Source organism: Maribacter sp. HS, assembly GCF_048059195.1.
In the GTDB taxonomy this organism is placed as follows: Bacteria; Bacteroidota; Bacteroidia; order Flavobacteriales; family Flavobacteriaceae; genus Maribacter; species Maribacter dokdonensis.
On the sequence record NZ_JAYLVV010000005.1, the window covers coordinates 140,758 to 159,138 of the forward strand.

10 protein-coding genes are annotated in these 18,381 nt (G+C 35.3%); 7 read left to right on the top strand and 3 right to left on the bottom strand.

Going from position 1 to position 18,381, the window contains the following annotated elements; genetic code table 11:
* The 6 genes from VBZ51_RS13565 (at position 1) to VBZ51_RS13590 (ending at position 7,195) form a co-directional block, all read left to right on the top strand.
* Positions 1 to 792 carry a (Fe-S)-binding protein gene (locus tag VBZ51_RS13565; protein ID WP_058103283.1) on the top strand — a complete coding sequence of 264 codons (792 nt, stop codon included), beginning with the start codon at positions 1 to 3 and terminating at the stop codon, positions 790 to 792.
* Between the two features lie 17 nt (positions 793 to 809).
* Positions 810 to 1,292 (top strand): ABC transporter ATPase, encoded by a 483-nt coding sequence (locus tag VBZ51_RS13570; protein ID WP_416577268.1) that lies wholly within the window; start codon positions 810 to 812, stop codon positions 1,290 to 1,292.
* Between the two features lie 94 nt (positions 1,293 to 1,386).
* Positions 1,387 to 4,296 carry a glycoside hydrolase family 3 N-terminal domain-containing protein gene (locus tag VBZ51_RS13575; RefSeq protein ID WP_416577269.1) on the top strand — a complete coding sequence of 970 codons (2,910 nt, stop codon included), beginning with the start codon at positions 1,387 to 1,389 and terminating at the stop codon, positions 4,294 to 4,296.
* Between the two features lie 19 nt (positions 4,297 to 4,315).
* Positions 4,316 to 5,455: an N-acetyl-alpha-D-glucosaminyl L-malate synthase BshA gene (gene bshA / locus VBZ51_RS13580; protein ID WP_058103280.1), complete on the top strand. Its 1,140-nt coding sequence runs from the start codon at positions 4,316 to 4,318 to the stop codon at positions 5,453 to 5,455.
* Positions 5,448 to 5,894: a hypothetical protein gene (locus VBZ51_RS13585; protein ID WP_416577270.1), complete on the top strand. Its 447-nt coding sequence runs from the start codon at positions 5,448 to 5,450 to the stop codon at positions 5,892 to 5,894. The genes bshA and VBZ51_RS13585 overlap by 8 nt, the downstream gene beginning before the upstream one ends.
* Positions 5,895 to 6,013: 119 nt before the next feature.
* Positions 6,014 to 7,195, top strand: coding sequence for an OmpA family protein (locus VBZ51_RS13590; RefSeq protein ID WP_416577271.1), 1,182 nt, complete (start codon positions 6,014 to 6,016; stop codon positions 7,193 to 7,195).
* A gap of 47 nt (positions 7,196 to 7,242) precedes the next feature.
* Here the strand turns inward: VBZ51_RS13590 and VBZ51_RS13595 are convergent, their stop codons facing one another.
* From VBZ51_RS13595 to VBZ51_RS13605, 3 genes are all read right to left on the bottom strand, one after another.
* Positions 7,243 to 8,346 (bottom strand): GNAT family N-acetyltransferase, encoded by a 1,104-nt coding sequence (locus VBZ51_RS13595; RefSeq protein ID WP_416577272.1) that lies wholly within the window; start codon positions 8,344 to 8,346, stop codon positions 7,243 to 7,245.
* Positions 8,346 to 8,957, bottom strand: coding sequence for a formyltransferase family protein (locus tag VBZ51_RS13600; RefSeq protein WP_416577273.1), 612 nt, complete (start codon positions 8,955 to 8,957; stop codon positions 8,346 to 8,348). The genes VBZ51_RS13595 and VBZ51_RS13600 overlap by 1 nt, the downstream gene beginning before the upstream one ends.
* Before the next feature lie 115 nt (positions 8,958 to 9,072).
* A complete protein-coding gene (locus VBZ51_RS13605; RefSeq protein ID WP_416577274.1) occupies positions 9,073 to 9,759 on the bottom strand; it encodes a hypothetical protein in 687 nt (228 codons plus the stop codon).
* A 398-nt stretch (positions 9,760 to 10,157) separates the two neighbouring features.
* Between VBZ51_RS13605 and VBZ51_RS13610 the strand changes: the two genes are divergently transcribed.
* Positions 10,158 to 18,185, top strand: coding sequence for a PKD domain-containing protein (locus VBZ51_RS13610; protein ID WP_416577275.1), 8,028 nt, complete (start codon positions 10,158 to 10,160; stop codon positions 18,183 to 18,185).
* The last annotated feature ends 196 nt before the right edge of the window (positions 18,186 to 18,381 follow it).

Genomic DNA, 18,381 nt, shown 5'->3' on the forward strand with positions numbered 1-18,381 from the left:
ATGGCAAGTGAATTAAAAGTGCCTACAATGGCAGAGTTTTTTGCAGCTGGAACAGTTCCCGAAGTATTATTTTGGGTTGGTTGTGCCGGTAGTTTTGATGATAGGGCAAAGAAAATAACGAAGGCTTTCGTTAAGATTTTGAATAAGGCGAATGTTTCATTTGCTGTACTTGGTACAGAAGAAAGTTGTACCGGTGACCCGGCAAAACGCGCTGGTAATGAGTTTTTGTTTCAAATGCAAGCAGTTACGAATATAGAGGTGCTAAATGCCTACGAGATTAAAAAAATAGTTACGGCATGTCCGCATTGTTTTAATACGATAAAAAATGAATACCCTGGTCTAGGTGGTAATTATGAAGTTGTACATCATACTCAATTTCTTAAAGACCTGTTGAATGATGGTAGAATAGCTATGGAAGGAGGCTCTTTTAAGGGTAAACGAATTACCTTTCATGATCCTTGCTATTTGGGTAGAGCTAACGGAGTTTATGAAGCACCAAGAGACTTGATCAGAAAGTTGGATGCTGAACTTATAGAAATGAAAAGCTGTAAGCAAAGAGGTTTATGCTGTGGTGCAGGTGGAGCGCAAATGTTTAAAGAACCTGAAAAGGGTGATAAAGATGTAAACATTGAGCGTACGGAGCAAGCTTTGGAAACCAAGCCGGAAATAATTGCTGCAGGTTGTCCGTTTTGTAACACCATGATGACCGATGGTGTTAAGAACAAGGAAAAAGAAGGTGCTGTTGCGGTAATGGATATTGCCGAATTAATTGCTACCGCAGAAGATTTATAAATATAAAAGTATAGAAATTGCTAGTAGACTTTAAAACATTACCGGAAACTTCCAGAGTTTGGATTTATCAGTGCAACCGTTCATTTTCTGATGTGGAAATAACTGAGATCAGTTCAGATTTAGATGCTTTTCTAACTTCTTGGACTGCGCATGGTAATGATTTAAATGCCGGCTATGAAATAAAGTATAAACGCTTTATTATAATTGCACTTGATCAATCTACACAAGGTGCTACAGGGTGTTCAATAGATGCATCTGTGCGTTTTATTCAAGAATTGGAAAGAAAGTACAATGTTATGCTCTTGGATAAAATGAATGTTTCTTATAAGCAGGGGGAGTTCGTAGCCTATAAAAGTCTTTTGGATTTTAAGGTAATGGCGAAACAAAAAGCCATTTCTAAAAATACTATTGTATTTAACAATCTGGTTGCCAATAAAGGAGAGTATTTAGAGCATTGGGAAGTACCTGCTTCCGAAAGTTGGCATGCTCGTTTTCTTTAACATAATTTCTTCTTAAGTATTAGAATTTATTGGGTTTTATCGATGAAATGCAATAATTTCAACCTGTATTAGTTATCTCAGTACATATTATTTTATGCGCCATATTTTTATTATTATTTGTGGGTTGTTTTGCTATTCGGTACTATCAGCCCAAAATCCGTTAGTTACCAGTGACAGCTTAGCACAACAAGCGTGGGTGAATAGCCAATATGCTCAAATGAGCTTGGATGAAAAACTGGGGCAATTATTTATGGTCAGTGTAGCATCTAATCAAAGCAAACAGGCTACCGATAAAATTAAAAACCTGATTGTTCAGGAACACTTGGGCGGTGTTATTTTTTCCAAGGGCGGGCCAGTACGTCAAGCAAAACTTACCAATAATTATCAAGCCGTATCTAAAATCCCTTTATTGATCGGGATGGATGCCGAGTGGGGACTTTCCATGAGATTGGATTCTACTTATGCTTTTCCGTGGAATATGACATTAGGTGCTATACAAGATAGTTCCATTGTTGAAAGAGTAGGTTATCAAATAGGTAAACATGCCAATCGTTTAGGGGTGCATATAAATTTTGCTCCAGATGTAGACATTAATACCAACCCAAAGAATCCTATTATAGGAAATCGTTCTTTTGGTGAAAACAGGGATAATGTAGTTCAAAAAGGAATTGCTTTTATAAAAGGAATGGAAAGGGCTGGTGTGTTGGCCAATGGGAAGCATTTTCCCGGTCACGGAGATACCGAGGTAGATTCTCATCATAATTTACCCATAATTCCTTTTTCCAGAAAAAGGTTGGATAGTCTAGAATTGTATCCGTTTAAAAAATTAATAGGTTCGGGTTTAAGCAGTATTATGGTTGCCCATTTAGAAGTGCCAGCTCTTGAAATGAAGAAAGAACTGCCTTCTTCAATCTCAGAACAAATAATTACAGGAATTTTAAAAGAGGAGTTAGGGTATAATGGCTTGATTTTTACAGATGCCCTTAATATGAAAGGAGTATCCACAACCGGTAAAGAGGGTAGTGTTGAACTTGCAGCTTTTATGGCAGGTAATGATATGCTATTAATGCCAGAGAATATTGTAAGTGCCAAAGAGAAATTGACTAAGGCTTATGAAAAAGGTAAATTGTCAGAGGATCGTTTAGCCTATTCGGTTAAGAAAATTCTAATGGCAAAATACAAGGCAGGTTTACATCATTACAAACCCATTAAGCTTGAAAACTTATATACCGATTTAAATGGCCTTGAAGATGATATTGTTTATGAGCAAGCTATAGAAAATGCTATTACCGTAGTTAAAAATAAACTGAATCTTCTATCCATTAAGAACTTGGACAATAAAAAAATTGCCTATGTTAAAATGGGGAATTCGGACAACGAGGCATTTGTCCAAGGGTTAAAGAATTATGCGGAAGTTACCTTAATTGAGGCAAGTGATATTACTATTTTAAAAACAAAACTAAAAGAATTCAATTTGATTATTGTTGGTCATCATATGAATAATGAGAGTCCTTGGAAGTCTTACAAGTTCTCGAACTCTGAATTGGAATGGCTGCAGGAAATTGCTAATGAGCGTACTTCTAATCTTATATTATGTGTATTTGCAAAACCATACGCACTATCGGATATCGATTCGTTCAATAATATAGATGCTGTGGTAATGGCATATCAAAATAGTGATATCGCCCAAGAAAAAACTGCAGAAATACTATTTGGTGCCGTAGGCGCTACAGGTAAATTGCCCGTTACGGCGCATGAAGAGTTTCCGGTGCATACCGGAGTAGAAGTTAAGTCTTTAAGTAGATTGGGCTATAGTATACCAGAACGTGTGGGTATGAGTTCACAAGGGCTAAAACGAATTGATGAATTAATGCACGACGGCCTTGATAGTTTAATGTTTCCAGGGGCGCAAGTGCTAGTGGCTAGAAAAGGTAAAGTAATCTATCAAAAAGGATTTGGTAAACCTACCTATGATTCTAAAGTGAACATTACTAACGATTATATTTATGATTTAGCTTCCCTTACCAAAATATTGGCAACCTTGCCTATGGTCATGAAGATGGAGGAAGAGGGTAGAATTGGGCTTAATAATACCTTTGAGGAGTTGGTTCCTAATTACTCCAATACAGAAATTAAGAACGTAACAGTGCTTAAAGCATTGTCCCATTACGGGCGTTTGCCGGCATGGATTCCTTTTTATATTAGAACATTGGATGATAACAAAAAGCCTTCAAGTGAATTTTATAGAAATTCACCTTTGCCAGGTTTCTCTACCAAAGTTTATGATAATCTGTATTTAACAGATGCCTACCAAGATTCCATTTACAATAGAATAGGGAGGCAAGATTTAAAATCTAATAGGTATCGGTACAGTGATGTTCCTTATTATGTAATGAAAAAAGTAATTGAGGATAGCTATGGACAAAGGTTAGATTATTTAACCAATAATTTTTTATACCAAAGAATAGGAGCAAACCATACAACTTACAATCCTTTAGAGAAATTTGATAAGAATAGTATAGTGCCTTCAGAAGAGGATGATTATTATAGGTATGGTACGGTTCAAGGATATGTTCATGATATGGGAGCGGCCATGCAAGCAGGTGTTGGTGGTCATGCAGGTTTGTTCAGCAATGCCAATGATATTGCAAAAATTATGCAGATGTACCTTCAAGATGGCTATTACGGCGGTACAAAATTTTTTGATTCTAGAACGGTTAAGAAATTCAACACTTGTTATTTCTGTGAAAACAATGTAAGAAGAGGAGTAGGCTTTGATAAGCCTCAATTACAGCACAGCGGACCAACATGTGGTTGTGTTTCTCGAAAAAGTTTTGGGCATAGTGGTTTTACGGGAACTTATACGTGGGCAGATCCTGAAGAGGAAATTGTATATGTATTTTTATCTAACAGAACTTATCCGTCCGCATCAAATACACTTTTAGTTAAATCTGGGTTAAGAACTAGAATTCAACAAGCCATTTACGATTCAATTCTGAATTAAAAAAGGTAATTTTGTTGTAATGAAAATAGCAATAGTATGTTACCCTACCTTTGGAGGTAGTGGTGTAGTAGCAACGGAATTAGGTATAGCATTGGCCAATAGAGGTCATGAAATTCATTTTATTACATATAAGCAACCAGTTCGTTTGGAGTTGCTGAGCAATAAAATTTTCTTTCATGAAGTGCATGTTCCAGAGTATCCGTTATTTCATTACCAACCATATGAACTTGCCTTATCCAGTAAATTGGTTGACACCATTAAGCTTCATAAAATAGACCTTTTACATGTGCATTATGCCATACCACATGCCTATGCTGGCTATATGGCCAAGAAAATGTTAGAGGAAGAAGGTATCTATGTGCCCATGATAACAACATTACATGGAACAGATATAACCTTGGTGGGTAAACACCCCTTTTATAAGCCTGCCGTAACGTTCTCAATAAACCAATCTGACGTAGTTACTTCAGTGTCGGAAAGTTTAAAACAAGGAACTTTAGAAACTTTTGATATACAAGGTGACATCGAAGTCATTCCTAATTTTATAGATGCAAAAAAGTATAGTACCTCTTTTACCGACTGCCAAAGGTCTAACATGGCAACAGAGGAGGAACGTATTGTAACCCATATTAGTAATTTTAGAAAGGTAAAACGTATACCGGACGTAATTAAAATTTTCAGTAAAATTCAGTTAGAAATTCCTTCTAAATTGATTATGGTTGGTGAAGGACCTGAAAAAGCTGGTGCAGAACGTTTATGTGAAGAACTGGGTATTTCCGATAAAGTTATATTTCTAGGTAATAGTAATGAGATAGATAAAATTCTGTGTTTTTCAGATCTGTTTCTTTTGCCATCGCAATCGGAGAGCTTTGGTCTTGCGGCACTTGAGGCTATGATCAATAAGGTGCCTGTTATTTCAAGTAATGCGGGTGGTATACCAGAGGTCAACACAGAAGGTGTTAGTGGGTTTTTAAGTGATGTGGGAGATATTAATGATATGGCTTCTAAAGCTATTACCATTTTGAAAAATGATAATGTTCTGGAAAGATTTAAGTTAAATGCGCTTAAGGAAGCCCAACGATTTGATATTCAGAAAGTGGTGCCGTTATACGAAGAAGTTTATGTACGAGCTTATAATGGAAGATTGAAAAATGTTTAAAATTTCTATTTGTTTACTATTGGTCGCCATAATGCAATTAAATTCTTGTAAAAGTACTGCTCAAAGTAGTTTGCAAGAATCTGATGATGTTGGTGTGAAACTTATTTTAAATGAAAATTATAGCGGATTTGAACAAGAAGAGTATTTTTTGATAAAAAATGAAAAAGAGTTAAGTGCTTTTTACGGGAAAATAAATAGAACTAGAAAGCCGGGGTTGACTCCGCCAATAATAGACTTTGATACGGAAATGATTTTGGTTTGGTGTGGCGATAGTTCAGCAACAAACTATGCTAATTTTGAGTTGAATGAAAAGGATAAATTTATAGAGCTTCATAAACTTAAAAGCAAAACTTTCAAAGAAGAAAGTACATTGGTGGTAAGCCCTTTTAGTATGTATAAATTACCATTAAGCACAAAAAGTCTTAAAATTAAAAAGTAATTAATCGATAATAATTCTACATTCAACTATCAAACGATTTTAACTGCTGTATACAGTAATTATTTTTTAACGACCTCATTTACAATTATTTTTACATTTTATAACCCAAATTATTAATTATGAAAACTACTAAAATTTTTAGTTTTATATTTCTGCTCATGCTATCGTCTGTCACATTTGCTCAAGATGAGCTTCAGATAACGGCTAAAGATAGTATTGTGCAAAGTTCATGGATTGTTGGTATAGGTTTAAATGCCGTAGATGATTCTGGTAATGTCTTTGATGGTATTTTCAATGTTGGTAAAGAATGGAACATAGTTCCATTTCCTTCAAGGGTAAGTATTGGTAGGTACTTTAAAAATGGATTGGGTTTAGAAGCTATTGGAGCTTATAACACTTATATGGAGGGTAATATAATTGATGGCAATGTAATATCAGAAGATATTGATTACTATAGCTTTGATGGTAGAATAACATATGATCTCAATAAAATTATTGGTCAGACTGGTTGGTTCGATCCTTATGTTGGTATAGGGGCTGGTTATACAGATGCAAACAATAAGGGTAGAGGTACGTATAACGCAGTAGTTGGATTCAGAACTTGGTTTTCGGATCGTTGGGGTTTAGATTTTAATTCAAGTGGAAAATGGGCAATGAGTCAAGCTGATGGTGCTACAAATCACATACAACATGCAGCGGGTGTTGTTTATCAATTTGGTATAGAGAAAGGTCTTTCTAAACGAGGTGAAGAAAAATTAGAGTTGTTAGCGGCAATTGAAAAAGAAAAACAACGTCAGCAAGATTCAATTAATGAAGTAAATCGATTAAAGGATGAAGCCTTATTGGCAGAAAGGCTTAAGAAGCAGCAAGAAGCAGATGCATTGGCAGCTGCTGAAAAGGCCAAAATAGATGCGTTAAATAAGAAAAGGGAAGAAATTAAGTCACGAATAGAAAGTTTGGGTAATGTTTATTTTGCCTTAAATTCTTCCGTGGTAAATACTAGTTCTAAGAAAGTTTTAGATTCTTTGGCAAATGTTCTAGAAGAAATACCAACATTAAAATTAAAGATTACTGCACATACAGACTCTAGAGGAACCTCTAAATATAATGATTGGTTATCTCAGCGAAGAGTTGATAAAACAAAAGCTTATTTGGTCTCAATGGGTATATCTGAAGATAAATTGGTTGCAGAAGCTTACGGAGAAACTATGTTATTAAACGAATGTGATGATAATACATATTGTCCAGAAGATAAACATGCTGTGAACAGACGTTCTGAGTTTGTTATTTTAGAGTTTTAAATGTTAATCTAAATAGTCGTTCTCCGTGTTTTATTTACATTTCTGTTTTATATAGAAATTGAATTAATTGGTTTTCTATACATAGGGAAAAAATCGTTTGTATTTGGGTCTGAATAATTAATGGAGTTCATTGTAAGTGAATTTTTAATTTCTTCATTCAAATACTCGTATATTTCTTGGTTAACGATTTTTCTTCCGGTATAGAATGTAATATCATTTTCTTTTGGGAAAAATGATTTTTTATAAGCATAAAGATTGTCATTGTCAATTCTGCCACCTCCTAGAACATAGGTTTTATAACTGTTTTCTATTGCCCAATTAATAATATTTACTTTTAAAAAATCATTTGGACGACAATTAAAAAAATCTGCATTGGTACCGCCAAGGTAAGAGTATATTGTATCTTTTGATAATAATAAAAATTCCGTGGAAATAGGGGTGTTACCTTTAGAGACTATAGCGATAGCGCAATGTTGTGGATTCAATTTTACATAATTTTGGAAATAGCTTAAAGAAAAGTATAAATCAATATCCGCATTGCGTCTAATCATTGTGTTTTTGTATATGTCATAAAATTGAGAAACGATTTTAGGTTCCATGTTACCTGAATATACATGAAATGTTAATTGATTTTCTACAGACTTTCTGAAGTTATTTCGAACCTTTTTATCAAACTTATTCCATATTGTATTTGAATCTGTGAGTTCACCACAAACATTTTTTAAGGTCGGTATTATTTTACCATTATAGCCTAAGGTGTTATTGTTAAGGCTAAACCTTATAAATTCTGTAATAACATTATTTTCCTTATACCACAGGTCAGCAAGTTGCCAAAATTCATTCATGTCTTTATCGTTGGCCTCTTTTGATATTAGTGGACCGCTATATCCATATGGACTAATAACGTCATTAAAAGTTGTTTGTTTGTTGTTGATTATAATAGATCGAAGAACTATTGGCATTAGGATTATGGGATCGTTGGCTTTACGCAATACAAAACAATGGATTGAATTTTTTGAAAATTTATTGTTAAGGTTTAAATCAAATTTGAAAAAAGGGTTGTCATCGTTAATTTTTGCACACTCTTTTAGGTAAGAGCTAAAGTTCTTTGGTGTGTCTATATTGAAAACTTTAAAAGTGTTGGATTTCATTATTTAATTTTAATTGCTTGAAATTCATCTGTTAATTTATTAATTGTTTTGACAATTATTTTCAATCCTTTTTTACGAAATTTTGTGTAAAGTAATTCAAAATTATCATTGTCATTTATTTTAATAGCTACTTGATTTAATATAATTCCTTTGTCATATTCATGGTTTATAATGTGAGTGGTAATTCCTGTAATTTTAACTCCATAAACCAAGGCATCTTGAATAGCTGTCTTTGTTCCTAAAAAACTAGGAAATAGAGACGGATGAATATTTATTATTCTGTTTGGAAACGTACTTAACATTTCTTGTTTAATTAAGTATTTATAGTTCAGGAGAAATATAAAATCTATTCTTCTTGATAGTATTTCGTGGATTAGTTTTTTTTGATGTTCAATAGAATCTTTAAATGTGTTTCTTGATATTTGCAAAACATCAATACGGTTACTCTTTGCTATTTTAATCGCACTAAAATTGCTTGATTCGTAAATGATTAGAGAAATATCGAAGGAGTTTTGTTGAGGATTTTTTTGATAATAATTAATGATGTCATATACATTATTACCTTTTCCGCTACACAATAATGCCCATTTTACTTTATCGGAATTATTCATGTAATCTCATTGAAGTAAGTTTAATCTATGATTACAAAGAGTTAGATTTTATAGTAAATGTATATTTAATTAATTACATTCTATCCCTCTTATTAGGAATATTTTAAGGGAGAGTTTAATTTCCAACATTGAAATTGAAAACCGATGAGGAAGTTTCATTTCCAACATAGTCTCTTGTTACTATTTTCCAATAATATGTATTGCCGGCCTCAACGGGAATATCGTTATATCTAGTTGTTTCAATATTCTCGATAAAAATTTCGGGAATTTCAGATTCCCCAAAATACAGGTCATAGTTCAATATGTCATTGTCTTCATCTTCGCCCTTCCATATTAAATTTACGGTGGTACTGGTTTGCGATATTGATGCTCCTGATACTGGTGATATTGCAATTGCAGCCAAAGGCGCCGTAGATGTTTCCCAGGGACCTATGTTTTTAAAAGTCCAAAGGGAACTTCCGTGATTTATAGAATCACTTACTGCCCATGAATAAGAGTTGTTTCGTTTAAGTGGAATTGAAGCTTTATTACCAGTACTTTCATACACTTGAACAGTTTTATTGTCGAGGTTGGTCAGCTCTAGGTAAAATATTTGGTTCTCATCTTCAGTTGAAGATTCCCATTTGAATTCAAGTGTATTGGTTGTATCTGTAAGTATTATTCCTTCGTTAACCTCAGAATTGTCTTCTGGATATAATAAGTGAATGGTGTTTTTTTGGTACTCAAGAACTTCAGCATCAACACCACATGAATATATTCCTATGAAAATTAAAAATATGAAGATTATTGTCGTTTTTCTCATTTTAACTAATAGAGTGGGGTTGGTAAAAGTGTAAAAAGTCTAAAATTAAAGATTATATGTTCAACGCTCTAAATATTGATTGTAAATGTAACTATTTCATGTTAATTGATTTAAATGGTTTAATTAATTCAAAGAAAATAAGTATACAATGCATATTTTGACAAAGTTGAAAGTAACTAGTTCATATAGTAGTTGTTGACTTGTAAACAATAGTAGATAAATGTAATTTTTTTGTAAGAATTATTCGGTTAAATCGTTGTTTTTGAATCCCCCTAAATAAGCTTTATATATTGAAATTAAACGTTTTTATATGGCGTTGAACGATATTAATCGAGTGTTCGTTATTATTGCTTTTTTTTTGTTTTATAATTATACCCATCTCTATATTATTTAGAATTATGATTAAAAAAATTACTTCATCTTTTCGTAATGTAAAAAAATTACTGTTAGCAACAAGTGTTGTAGGTTCAGTAGCGGTTTTTATGAGTTTTAGTCCAATGTTTTTTGGACCTGGTTTAACTGAGGCTACTCCTTATGTAGCATTTTCGGATACCAACTTTCCAGATCTTAATATTAGTACTCAGCCTTATGAAGTTGCATTTGAGAATTTAACTTTTGATTATCCTTTAACATTTAATCCTGTTCCAACACAAAATCGTATTATAGTTGGTCAACTTAACGGGGAGATTTTTTGGTTTCAAGATGATCAAAATGCAAATGTTAAAAACTTAATTGTTGATTTTTCTGAAGAAGTCGGCTCTGCTGCGGGTACTAGAACTGATGGAAATATTGAAGTTTGGGACGGTGGTCTATTAGGACTAGAATTACACCCTGATTTTGGGACAAGTGGTAATAATTATGTGTTTATTTATTATACTACGGAATCAGAAACAGACGATGATACCTTAAGTGATGGCGGTAACGGTACTTTTGGATGTGATTTTAATAATTGGCATGGAAATTATATTCATTTAGAACGTTTTGAAGTTGATCCTGTGGATCTTTCTTTTGTGGAAAACTCTAGAACTAGACTGATCAGACGTAGAATGTTGAATACAGCTCACCGTGGTGGGGCTTTGGTGTTTGGAGATGATGGTTTTTTATATGTAGCAATTGGGGAACAAGGACGTGCAATTAGCTCTCAAGATATATCTGAAAATATAGATGGAAGTATTTTGCGGATTGATGTGGATATGGATGCTACTAAAAGTCATCCGGCAATAAGAAAAATGCCTGAAGACATAGGGGCACCAGAAGAAGTTACAGGTCAGAATTATTTTATTCCTAATGATAATCCTTTTTTAGATCCATCAGGTAATAATTTTGAAGAGTTTTATGCTATTGGAATACGGAGTCCACATCGTATGAGTAAAGATTCGGATACCGGTTCAATATATATAGGTGATGTAGGGCTAAGTACTCATGATGAAATAAATGTACTTACATATGGTGGAAATTATGGCTGGCCTGTATATGAAGGTGGGGTTCGGGGACCTGAAAATGGTTGCGGAATTACTAGTTTGTTAAATAACATGCCTCATGAATTACCGTTAACTGCATTTTCTAGGGAAGATGCCGGCTCTATTATTGGTGGTCATGTATATAGAGGTTCAGAATTCACGTCTTTTAATGGAAAGTATATTACTGCGGATTACATTACTGAAAAGATAATGTCCGTTGATATATCAACAGGAGAAGTGTCTACGTTAGGTTCCATGCCTAGAAGACCTATTTCTTTTGGAGAAGATGCTGATGGTGATATATTTTACCTTACTGCAGGAAATAATATACAATTGTTAAGGTTTGTTGAACCTGGTGTAGCATCAGGAGTACCACAAACTTTAACGGCAACAGGGGCTTTCACTGATGTGGAAAATTTAGTGGTTAGAGACGGTTTTTTACCGTACGAACTAATTGACCCTTTTTGGTCCGATGGTGCATTGAAAAAACGTTGGATGGCTATTCCCAATGATGGAAATCCAGATACAGCAGATGAGCAAATTAATTATTCAGAAAATGGAATATGGGAATTTCCTGTAGGTTCGGTAATGATAAAGCATTTTGATTACCCTATAGATGAAAACAACCCAGAGGTGACGCAAAAAGTTGAGACGAGATTTTCTATAAAAAATAGCAATGGAAATTGGACTTTCTTATCATATAAGTGGAATGCTGCACAAACCGATGCAACACTTATTGATATGAGTGCTGGTGATGCAAAAGATGTTCAAGTTGCTTTAGAAGATGGGGGTAGTAAAACTATTACGTGGCAATATCCATCCACAAGTGAATGTTTAAGTTGTCACAATGAAATATCAAAAGGAACTTTAGGGCCAAGAACTCGGAATTTGAATAGTGACTATGATTATACTGGTGTTGGCGGTGTTTCTGGTAATCAATTAGTTACATTAAGTGAACTTGGTTTTATAGAAGAAACCATAACTGAAGGCGATACACAAAACTTCCTGACTCATGCATCCATTAATGATATCAATGCGAGTGTTAATGATAAAGCAAGATCATACTTAGATTTAAATTGTGCTTATTGTCATCGATCGGATAATAACCTTCGAGCAGATTTTGATTTACGATTGGCAAAAAGTTTGATCGAAACTAATCTTTTAACTGCATCAATTGTAGAACCTGTTGAAGAAATGTCAGCTGATCAGCAAATTATTTTTGTGGGTAATCCATCTAAATCTCAAATTTATCATAGAGCAAATAGCACTACGCCAGGTGTTATGATGCCTTGGCTAGCCAAAGGTCAGGTAGACGAAGCAGGTGTAGCCTTATTGGAGGAGTGGATAACTAACTTGTCAATTCCACCTACACCGGTAATTACGGCAGATAAAACACTTGGTAATATAGATTTGATAGTCAATTTTACTGGTAATGAGTCTACCGATGATGATACTATAGATACTTATGAGTGGACTTTTGGTGACGGTGGAACATCTTCAGAAATAGACCCTAGTCATACGTATACGGTACCAGGTGTTTATACCGCTACTTTGGCAGTTACAGATAATGATGGTCAAACAGAATCAAAATCAATTGAAATTACCGTAACTGGTGGTGCTGTTAATAATACAGCAGATGAGAATATTAATGTAGCCTTGGCTGGTGATGCAATATTATCTAGTCAAATACATGGTGAAGAGGGGCGTGGGGTAGCCCAGGATATATTATATGACCCTTCAATCAATGATTACGTTGTAGCAACGGATTGGAATGAATTTGGAGTTCTTCGTTATCATGATTCGGGTACATTGCCCATTGAAGAAGCTATTACTTGGAGAGTTGATTGGTTGAATAAAAAGTTAGTTAACTATATCACTTTTGGAGGAACTTATGAAAATCAACCTCAACCCAATACGGCTTGGAGACTTAGTTATCGTCAAGGAGACAATTGGATAGTAATAGAAGAAGGAGTTGGTGGTTGGATCGATTCCGGAATTTATGAATGGGGAGGTAAATCTCAAGATCCAGTTGAAGCTGATGGATTCCGCATGCAATTATATAGTGATGGCGTAAATGATATTGAAAGTACGCATTTAAGGGCAAGAGGAGGTAACTCTTTAAGAATTGACGACACTGACCAACCTATAAAAGCAACCTTGTTTCAATATTTGGAAGATGATGGTGCTCCAACGGCAAGATTTGATTATACAACTAATGATCTGGAGGTAACTTTTGATACCTCCGAAAGTACTGATGATGTTGGTATTGTTACCTTTGATTGGGACTTTGGAGATGGTGAGACATCTGATGAACAAAATCCAGTTTATGATTTTGTAGGTCCAGGAACTTATGATGTTACTTTAACGGTAACGGATGCTGATGGATTAAGTGATAGTTTTACGCAAAGTATAACTGTTGATGGAGTTCCTGTTATACCGGTGGCCAATGCCTCTTCCAATGTTCAATCGGGTCCTGCGCCTTTGACTGTTGAATTCACGGGCAGTGGTTCTACAGATGATGTTAGCATAGTTTCCTATGCTTGGGATTTTGGAGATGGTTCTACGTCTTCTGAAGAAGATCCAATATATGAATATACGGTACCTGGTACTTATAATGCTACATTAACGGTTACTGATGCAGATGGTAACGCTGATGAATCAACCATAAAAATTGTTGCAAATGGAGGTGCAGTGGATAATAATGCAAACGCTAATGTGAATTTAGCCTTGTTGTCAGATGCTGTATTAAGCGGTTCGGTAGAAAATGGTCGAGGTACACCTGAAGCTATATTATATGATCCATTACAGGATAATTACTTTGTTGTCACTGATTTTAATGAATATGGTGTTTCCAATGGTGAAAACTTAGGAACTCCAGATGTAGATAACGGTTTTAAATGGCAGGTAGATTGGGCTAATAGAAAGGAAGTTAATTATATCACTTTTGGTGGAGTATATCCTAATCAACCACAACCAAATTCTGAATGGAGAATTAGCTATAGAATTGGTAATGATTGGACTATCTTAGAAGAAGGAACTGGTGGGTGGATCGATGCTGGAATCTTTGAATGGGGTGGTGCAACTACAACACCCATTCAGATGGACGGTCTTAGGGTTCAAGTGTATAGTAATGGTGTAAATGAAGTGGTAAGTATTCATCTAAGAGGTCGAGGTGGTATTTCTAATAGATGGGATGACAGTGATACTCTAACAAAAGCTACCTTAATACAATTTTTACCAGATACCGGTGCACCAGAAAGTGCTTTTGATTACACTATAAATAATTTGGAAGTAACTTTTGATTCTTCTGAAAGTACAGATAATGTTGGCATTGTTTCCTATACATGGGATTTTGGAGATGGTAACGGTTCTACCAGTGCAAACCCTGTGCATACTTACGAAACTTCTGGAACATATGATGTTACTTTAACAGTTACGGATGGCAATGGTTTAAGTGATATTTCGGTTCAAGAAATTACTGTAATGGAAGATAATTCTATACCGGTGGCGGTTGCTACTTCAGATGTATCCGTAGGTCCTGCACCTTTAAATGTACAGTTTACAGGTGATGATTCTAGTGATGATGTTGGTGTGGTCTCTTATTTGTGGGATTTTGGAAATGGAGAAACTGCTGATGTGGCTAATCCAAACTATACCTACTCGGCATCTGGTAACTATACGGTTACTTTAACGGTTACCGATGCGGATGGTAACACCAATATAGACGAACTTAATATTTTAGCTAATGGGGGAGCTGTGGACAACAATCCAAATGCCGGTTTAAATTTGGCATTACTTCCAGATGCAGTGTTAAATGGATCTGTTTTAAACGGTAGAGGAACACCGCAAGCTATTCTTTTTGACCCATCAAGAGGTAATTATTATGAAATAACCGATTTCAATGAGTATGGGGTTGCAAAAGGTGAAAACCTTGGTACACCTGACGTTGATGATGCATTTGTATGGCAGGTAGACTGGGCCAATAGAAAAAATGTTAATTACATTACTATCGGTGGTGTTTTTGATAACCAACCACAACCAAATTCGTTATGGAGAATTAGTTATAGAGTTGGAAATAGCTGGACTATCTTAGAAGAAGGTACGGGAGGTTGGATCGATGCTGGTATATTTGAATGGGGAGGTCAATCTCAGGCACCAATGGCTATAGATGGACTTCGTGTGCAAGTATATAGTGACGGTGTTAATGATTTAATTAGTATCCACTTAAGAGGTAGAGGTGGTGTGTCTAACAAAGTAAATGATAGTGCTACGGAGACAAAGGCTACGTTGATTCAATATTTGCCGGACACAGGAGCTCCTGAAAGCAGTTTTGAATATGTTATTAATGATCTTGAAGTTGATTTTGATGCTACTTTAAGTACTGACGATATGGGTATTGTTTCTTATGAATGGGATTTTGGAGATGGAAATACGTCAACTGACCAAAACCCAACAAACGTGTTTACAACTTCAGGTTCTTACAGCGTTATGTTAACGGTAACCGATGCAGATGGTTTAAGCGACACCTCTACACAAGTCATTAACTTGGGTGCACCAGCAAATGAAGCGCCAGTTGCCGTAATTGAAACAAGTCTAATTACCGGGGCAGCGCCACTTACGGAAGATTTTGTAGGGAGTAATTCAACCGATGATGTGGCTGTAGTTACATATGAATGGGATTTTGGAGACGGCAATTCGTCTACTGAAGCAGATCCTACATATGTTTATACTCAACCTGGGAACTATACCGCTACTTTAACAGTAACAGATGAGCAGGGATTAACGGATCAAGCATCTGTAGATATTATTGTAACCAGTGATCAAGCAGATAATGGACCTAATGCGGGTATTAATATTGCCTTATTACCAGATGCAACGGTAACTGGATCTGCCACAAATCCTAGGGGAACAGTACAGTCTATATTATATGATCCGGCTAGAGATGATTATTTTGTTCGAACGGATTATAATGAATATGGAGAGCCGTTTGGTGCTAATTTAGGAACACCGGATGTTGATAATGGTTTTAGATGGCAAGTAGATTGGGCCTCACGTAAATTAGTGAATTATATCACCTTTGGTGGTGTATATGATAACCAACCACAGCCAAACTCTTTATGGAGAATTAGTTACCGTGTAGGTAATGATTGGATTATTTTGGATGAAGGAGCGGGTGGCTGGATCGATGCAGGTATTTACGAATGGGGTGGTACGGAACAAGCAGCTATTCAAATGGACGGATTAAGGGTTCAAGTCTATAGTGATGGAGTTAATGATTTGGTAAGTATTCATTTGCGTGGAAGAGGTGGCGTGTCAAATTCTATAGATGATAGTGCTACGGAGACAAAAGCTACATTAATACAATATTTACCTGATACCACTGCACCTGAAAGTGCTTTTGATTATACCATAGATGAACTTCAGGTAAGTTTTGATTCTTCGTCAAGTACGGATGATAACGGAATTGTATCTTATTTTTGGGATTTTGGAGATGGAAACACCTCTGACGAACCAAATCCAATTCATGTATACGCTGCCTCTGATACCTATAATGTTTCCTTAACGGTTACGGATGCAGATGGTAAAGTAGATACTTCTGCCGCTAATATTTCTGTGGCTGGAAATGGTATTCCTATAGCGCTTGCTACCGCAGATGTATTGGAAGGTGATGCTCCGCTAACGGTTTCCTTTAATGGTAGTGGGTCTTCTGATGATAATGGTGTAGCATCCTATTTATGGGATTTTGGAAATGGTGAAACTTCAAATGAAATGAATCCTGTATATACTTTTGAAGATGTTAATGTTTATGAGGTGATATTAACGGTAAGCGATGTTGAAGGTCAAACCCATAATACTTCATTGACCATAACGGTAAATGAACCAAATGTGGCACCAGTAGCCATAGCTAGTTCAGATATTGTTTCTGGTGAAGCGCCACTTACTGTGTCTTTTGTAGGTAGTAACTCCACAGATGATGTTGGTATAGCTAGCTATACTTGGGATTTTATTGATGGAGGAACATCAAACGTACCGAATCCAGAGCATGTTTTTGAAACTGCAGGTGTATTTGAGGTAGCCTTAACCGTTACGGATGAAGAAGGATTGTCCAATACCACAACGCTGACTATAACGGTTGAAGAGGGTATGGTTGTAAATGAAGCACCAGTTGCCATAGCTAGTTCAGATATAACAACAGGTGAAGCACCGCTTTCAGTATCGTTTGTAGGTAGTAATTCTACAGATGATAATAATATTGTTACTTATTCATGGGACTTTGGTGATGGTGGAACTTCTATGGAAGCTGATCCAGAGCATGTTTTTGAAACTGCCGGTGATTTTACGGTGGTATTGACCGTGACCGATGATGAAGGCTTAACAGATGAAGCATCTCTAGTGATTACGGTGGTTGTTGAAAATGATTTTAACGAAGCACCAGTTGCTGTGGCTAGTTCAGATGTGGTTTCAGGTGAAGCTCCGCTTACAGTATCATTTATAGGAAGTAATTCAACTGATGATAACGGTATTGTTTCTTATGAATGGGATTTTGGTGATGGTAACATAGTACTTGAGGCAGATACTGAATTTGAATTTGAAACAGCTGGTACATATGAAGTTGTTTTAACGGTAACAGATGAGGAAGGTTTAACGGATTCAACTTCATTGTCCATTGTGGTAGAAGAGAATGAAGTACTTGAAGAAGTAGCGTTGGATATGGTATTATCACCTAATCCGTCCGTAGATTTTGTTGAAATAACTTTAAATGGTATTGTTGATGATGAAGATATCATAGGTTTTATGCTCCATGATTCCGCAGGTAGATTAATTAAGCAGTACACCCCTAATGAAATTTTTGTAAGTGGCACGTATAGAATATCATTAGAAATTTTAACCGCAGATGTATATGTTGTTACTGTTGTATTGAATAATGATGAACCTGTTTCTAAGAGACTAATTTTAAGAAGGTAACATTTGTTTTATAATTTAAGTCGTGTTAAAGTTTTTTTACTTTAGCACGACTTTCTTGTTTCAATCATGTTATGCTGTTAATTATATAGTTTTATCGAATAATTATAATAAAACTTATTATTTAAGGTTTAATTTGTCAGCAGGCATAGGTATTTATGTTTAAATCTTAACCAGCTTTATAAATTATATTTATTAG

Excerpts from the sequence above, each read along its gene's own strand:
- VBZ51_RS13565 (WP_058103283.1), top strand. The coding sequence starts at position 1 with ATGGCAAGTGAATTAAAAGTGCCTACAATGGCAGAGTTTTTTGCAGCT.
- VBZ51_RS13575 (WP_416577269.1), top strand. The coding sequence starts at position 1,387 with ATGCGCCATATTTTTATTATTATTTGTGGGTTGTTTTGCTATTCGGTA.
- bshA (WP_058103280.1), top strand. The coding sequence starts at position 4,316 with ATGAAAATAGCAATAGTATGTTACCCTACCTTTGGAGGTAGTGGTGTA.
- VBZ51_RS13585 (WP_416577270.1), top strand. The coding sequence starts at position 5,448 with ATGTTTAAAATTTCTATTTGTTTACTATTGGTCGCCATAATGCAATTA.
- VBZ51_RS13590 (WP_416577271.1), top strand. The coding sequence starts at position 6,014 with ATGAAAACTACTAAAATTTTTAGTTTTATATTTCTGCTCATGCTATCG.
- VBZ51_RS13595 (WP_416577272.1), bottom strand. The coding sequence starts at position 8,346 with ATGAAATCCAACACTTTTAAAGTTTTCAATATAGACACACCAAAGAAC.
- VBZ51_RS13600 (WP_416577273.1), bottom strand. The coding sequence starts at position 8,957 with ATGAATAATTCCGATAAAGTAAAATGGGCATTATTGTGTAGCGGAAAA.
- VBZ51_RS13605 (WP_416577274.1), bottom strand. The coding sequence starts at position 9,759 with ATGAGAAAAACGACAATAATCTTCATATTTTTAATTTTCATAGGAATA.
- VBZ51_RS13610 (WP_416577275.1), top strand. The coding sequence starts at position 10,158 with ATGATTAAAAAAATTACTTCATCTTTTCGTAATGTAAAAAAATTACTG.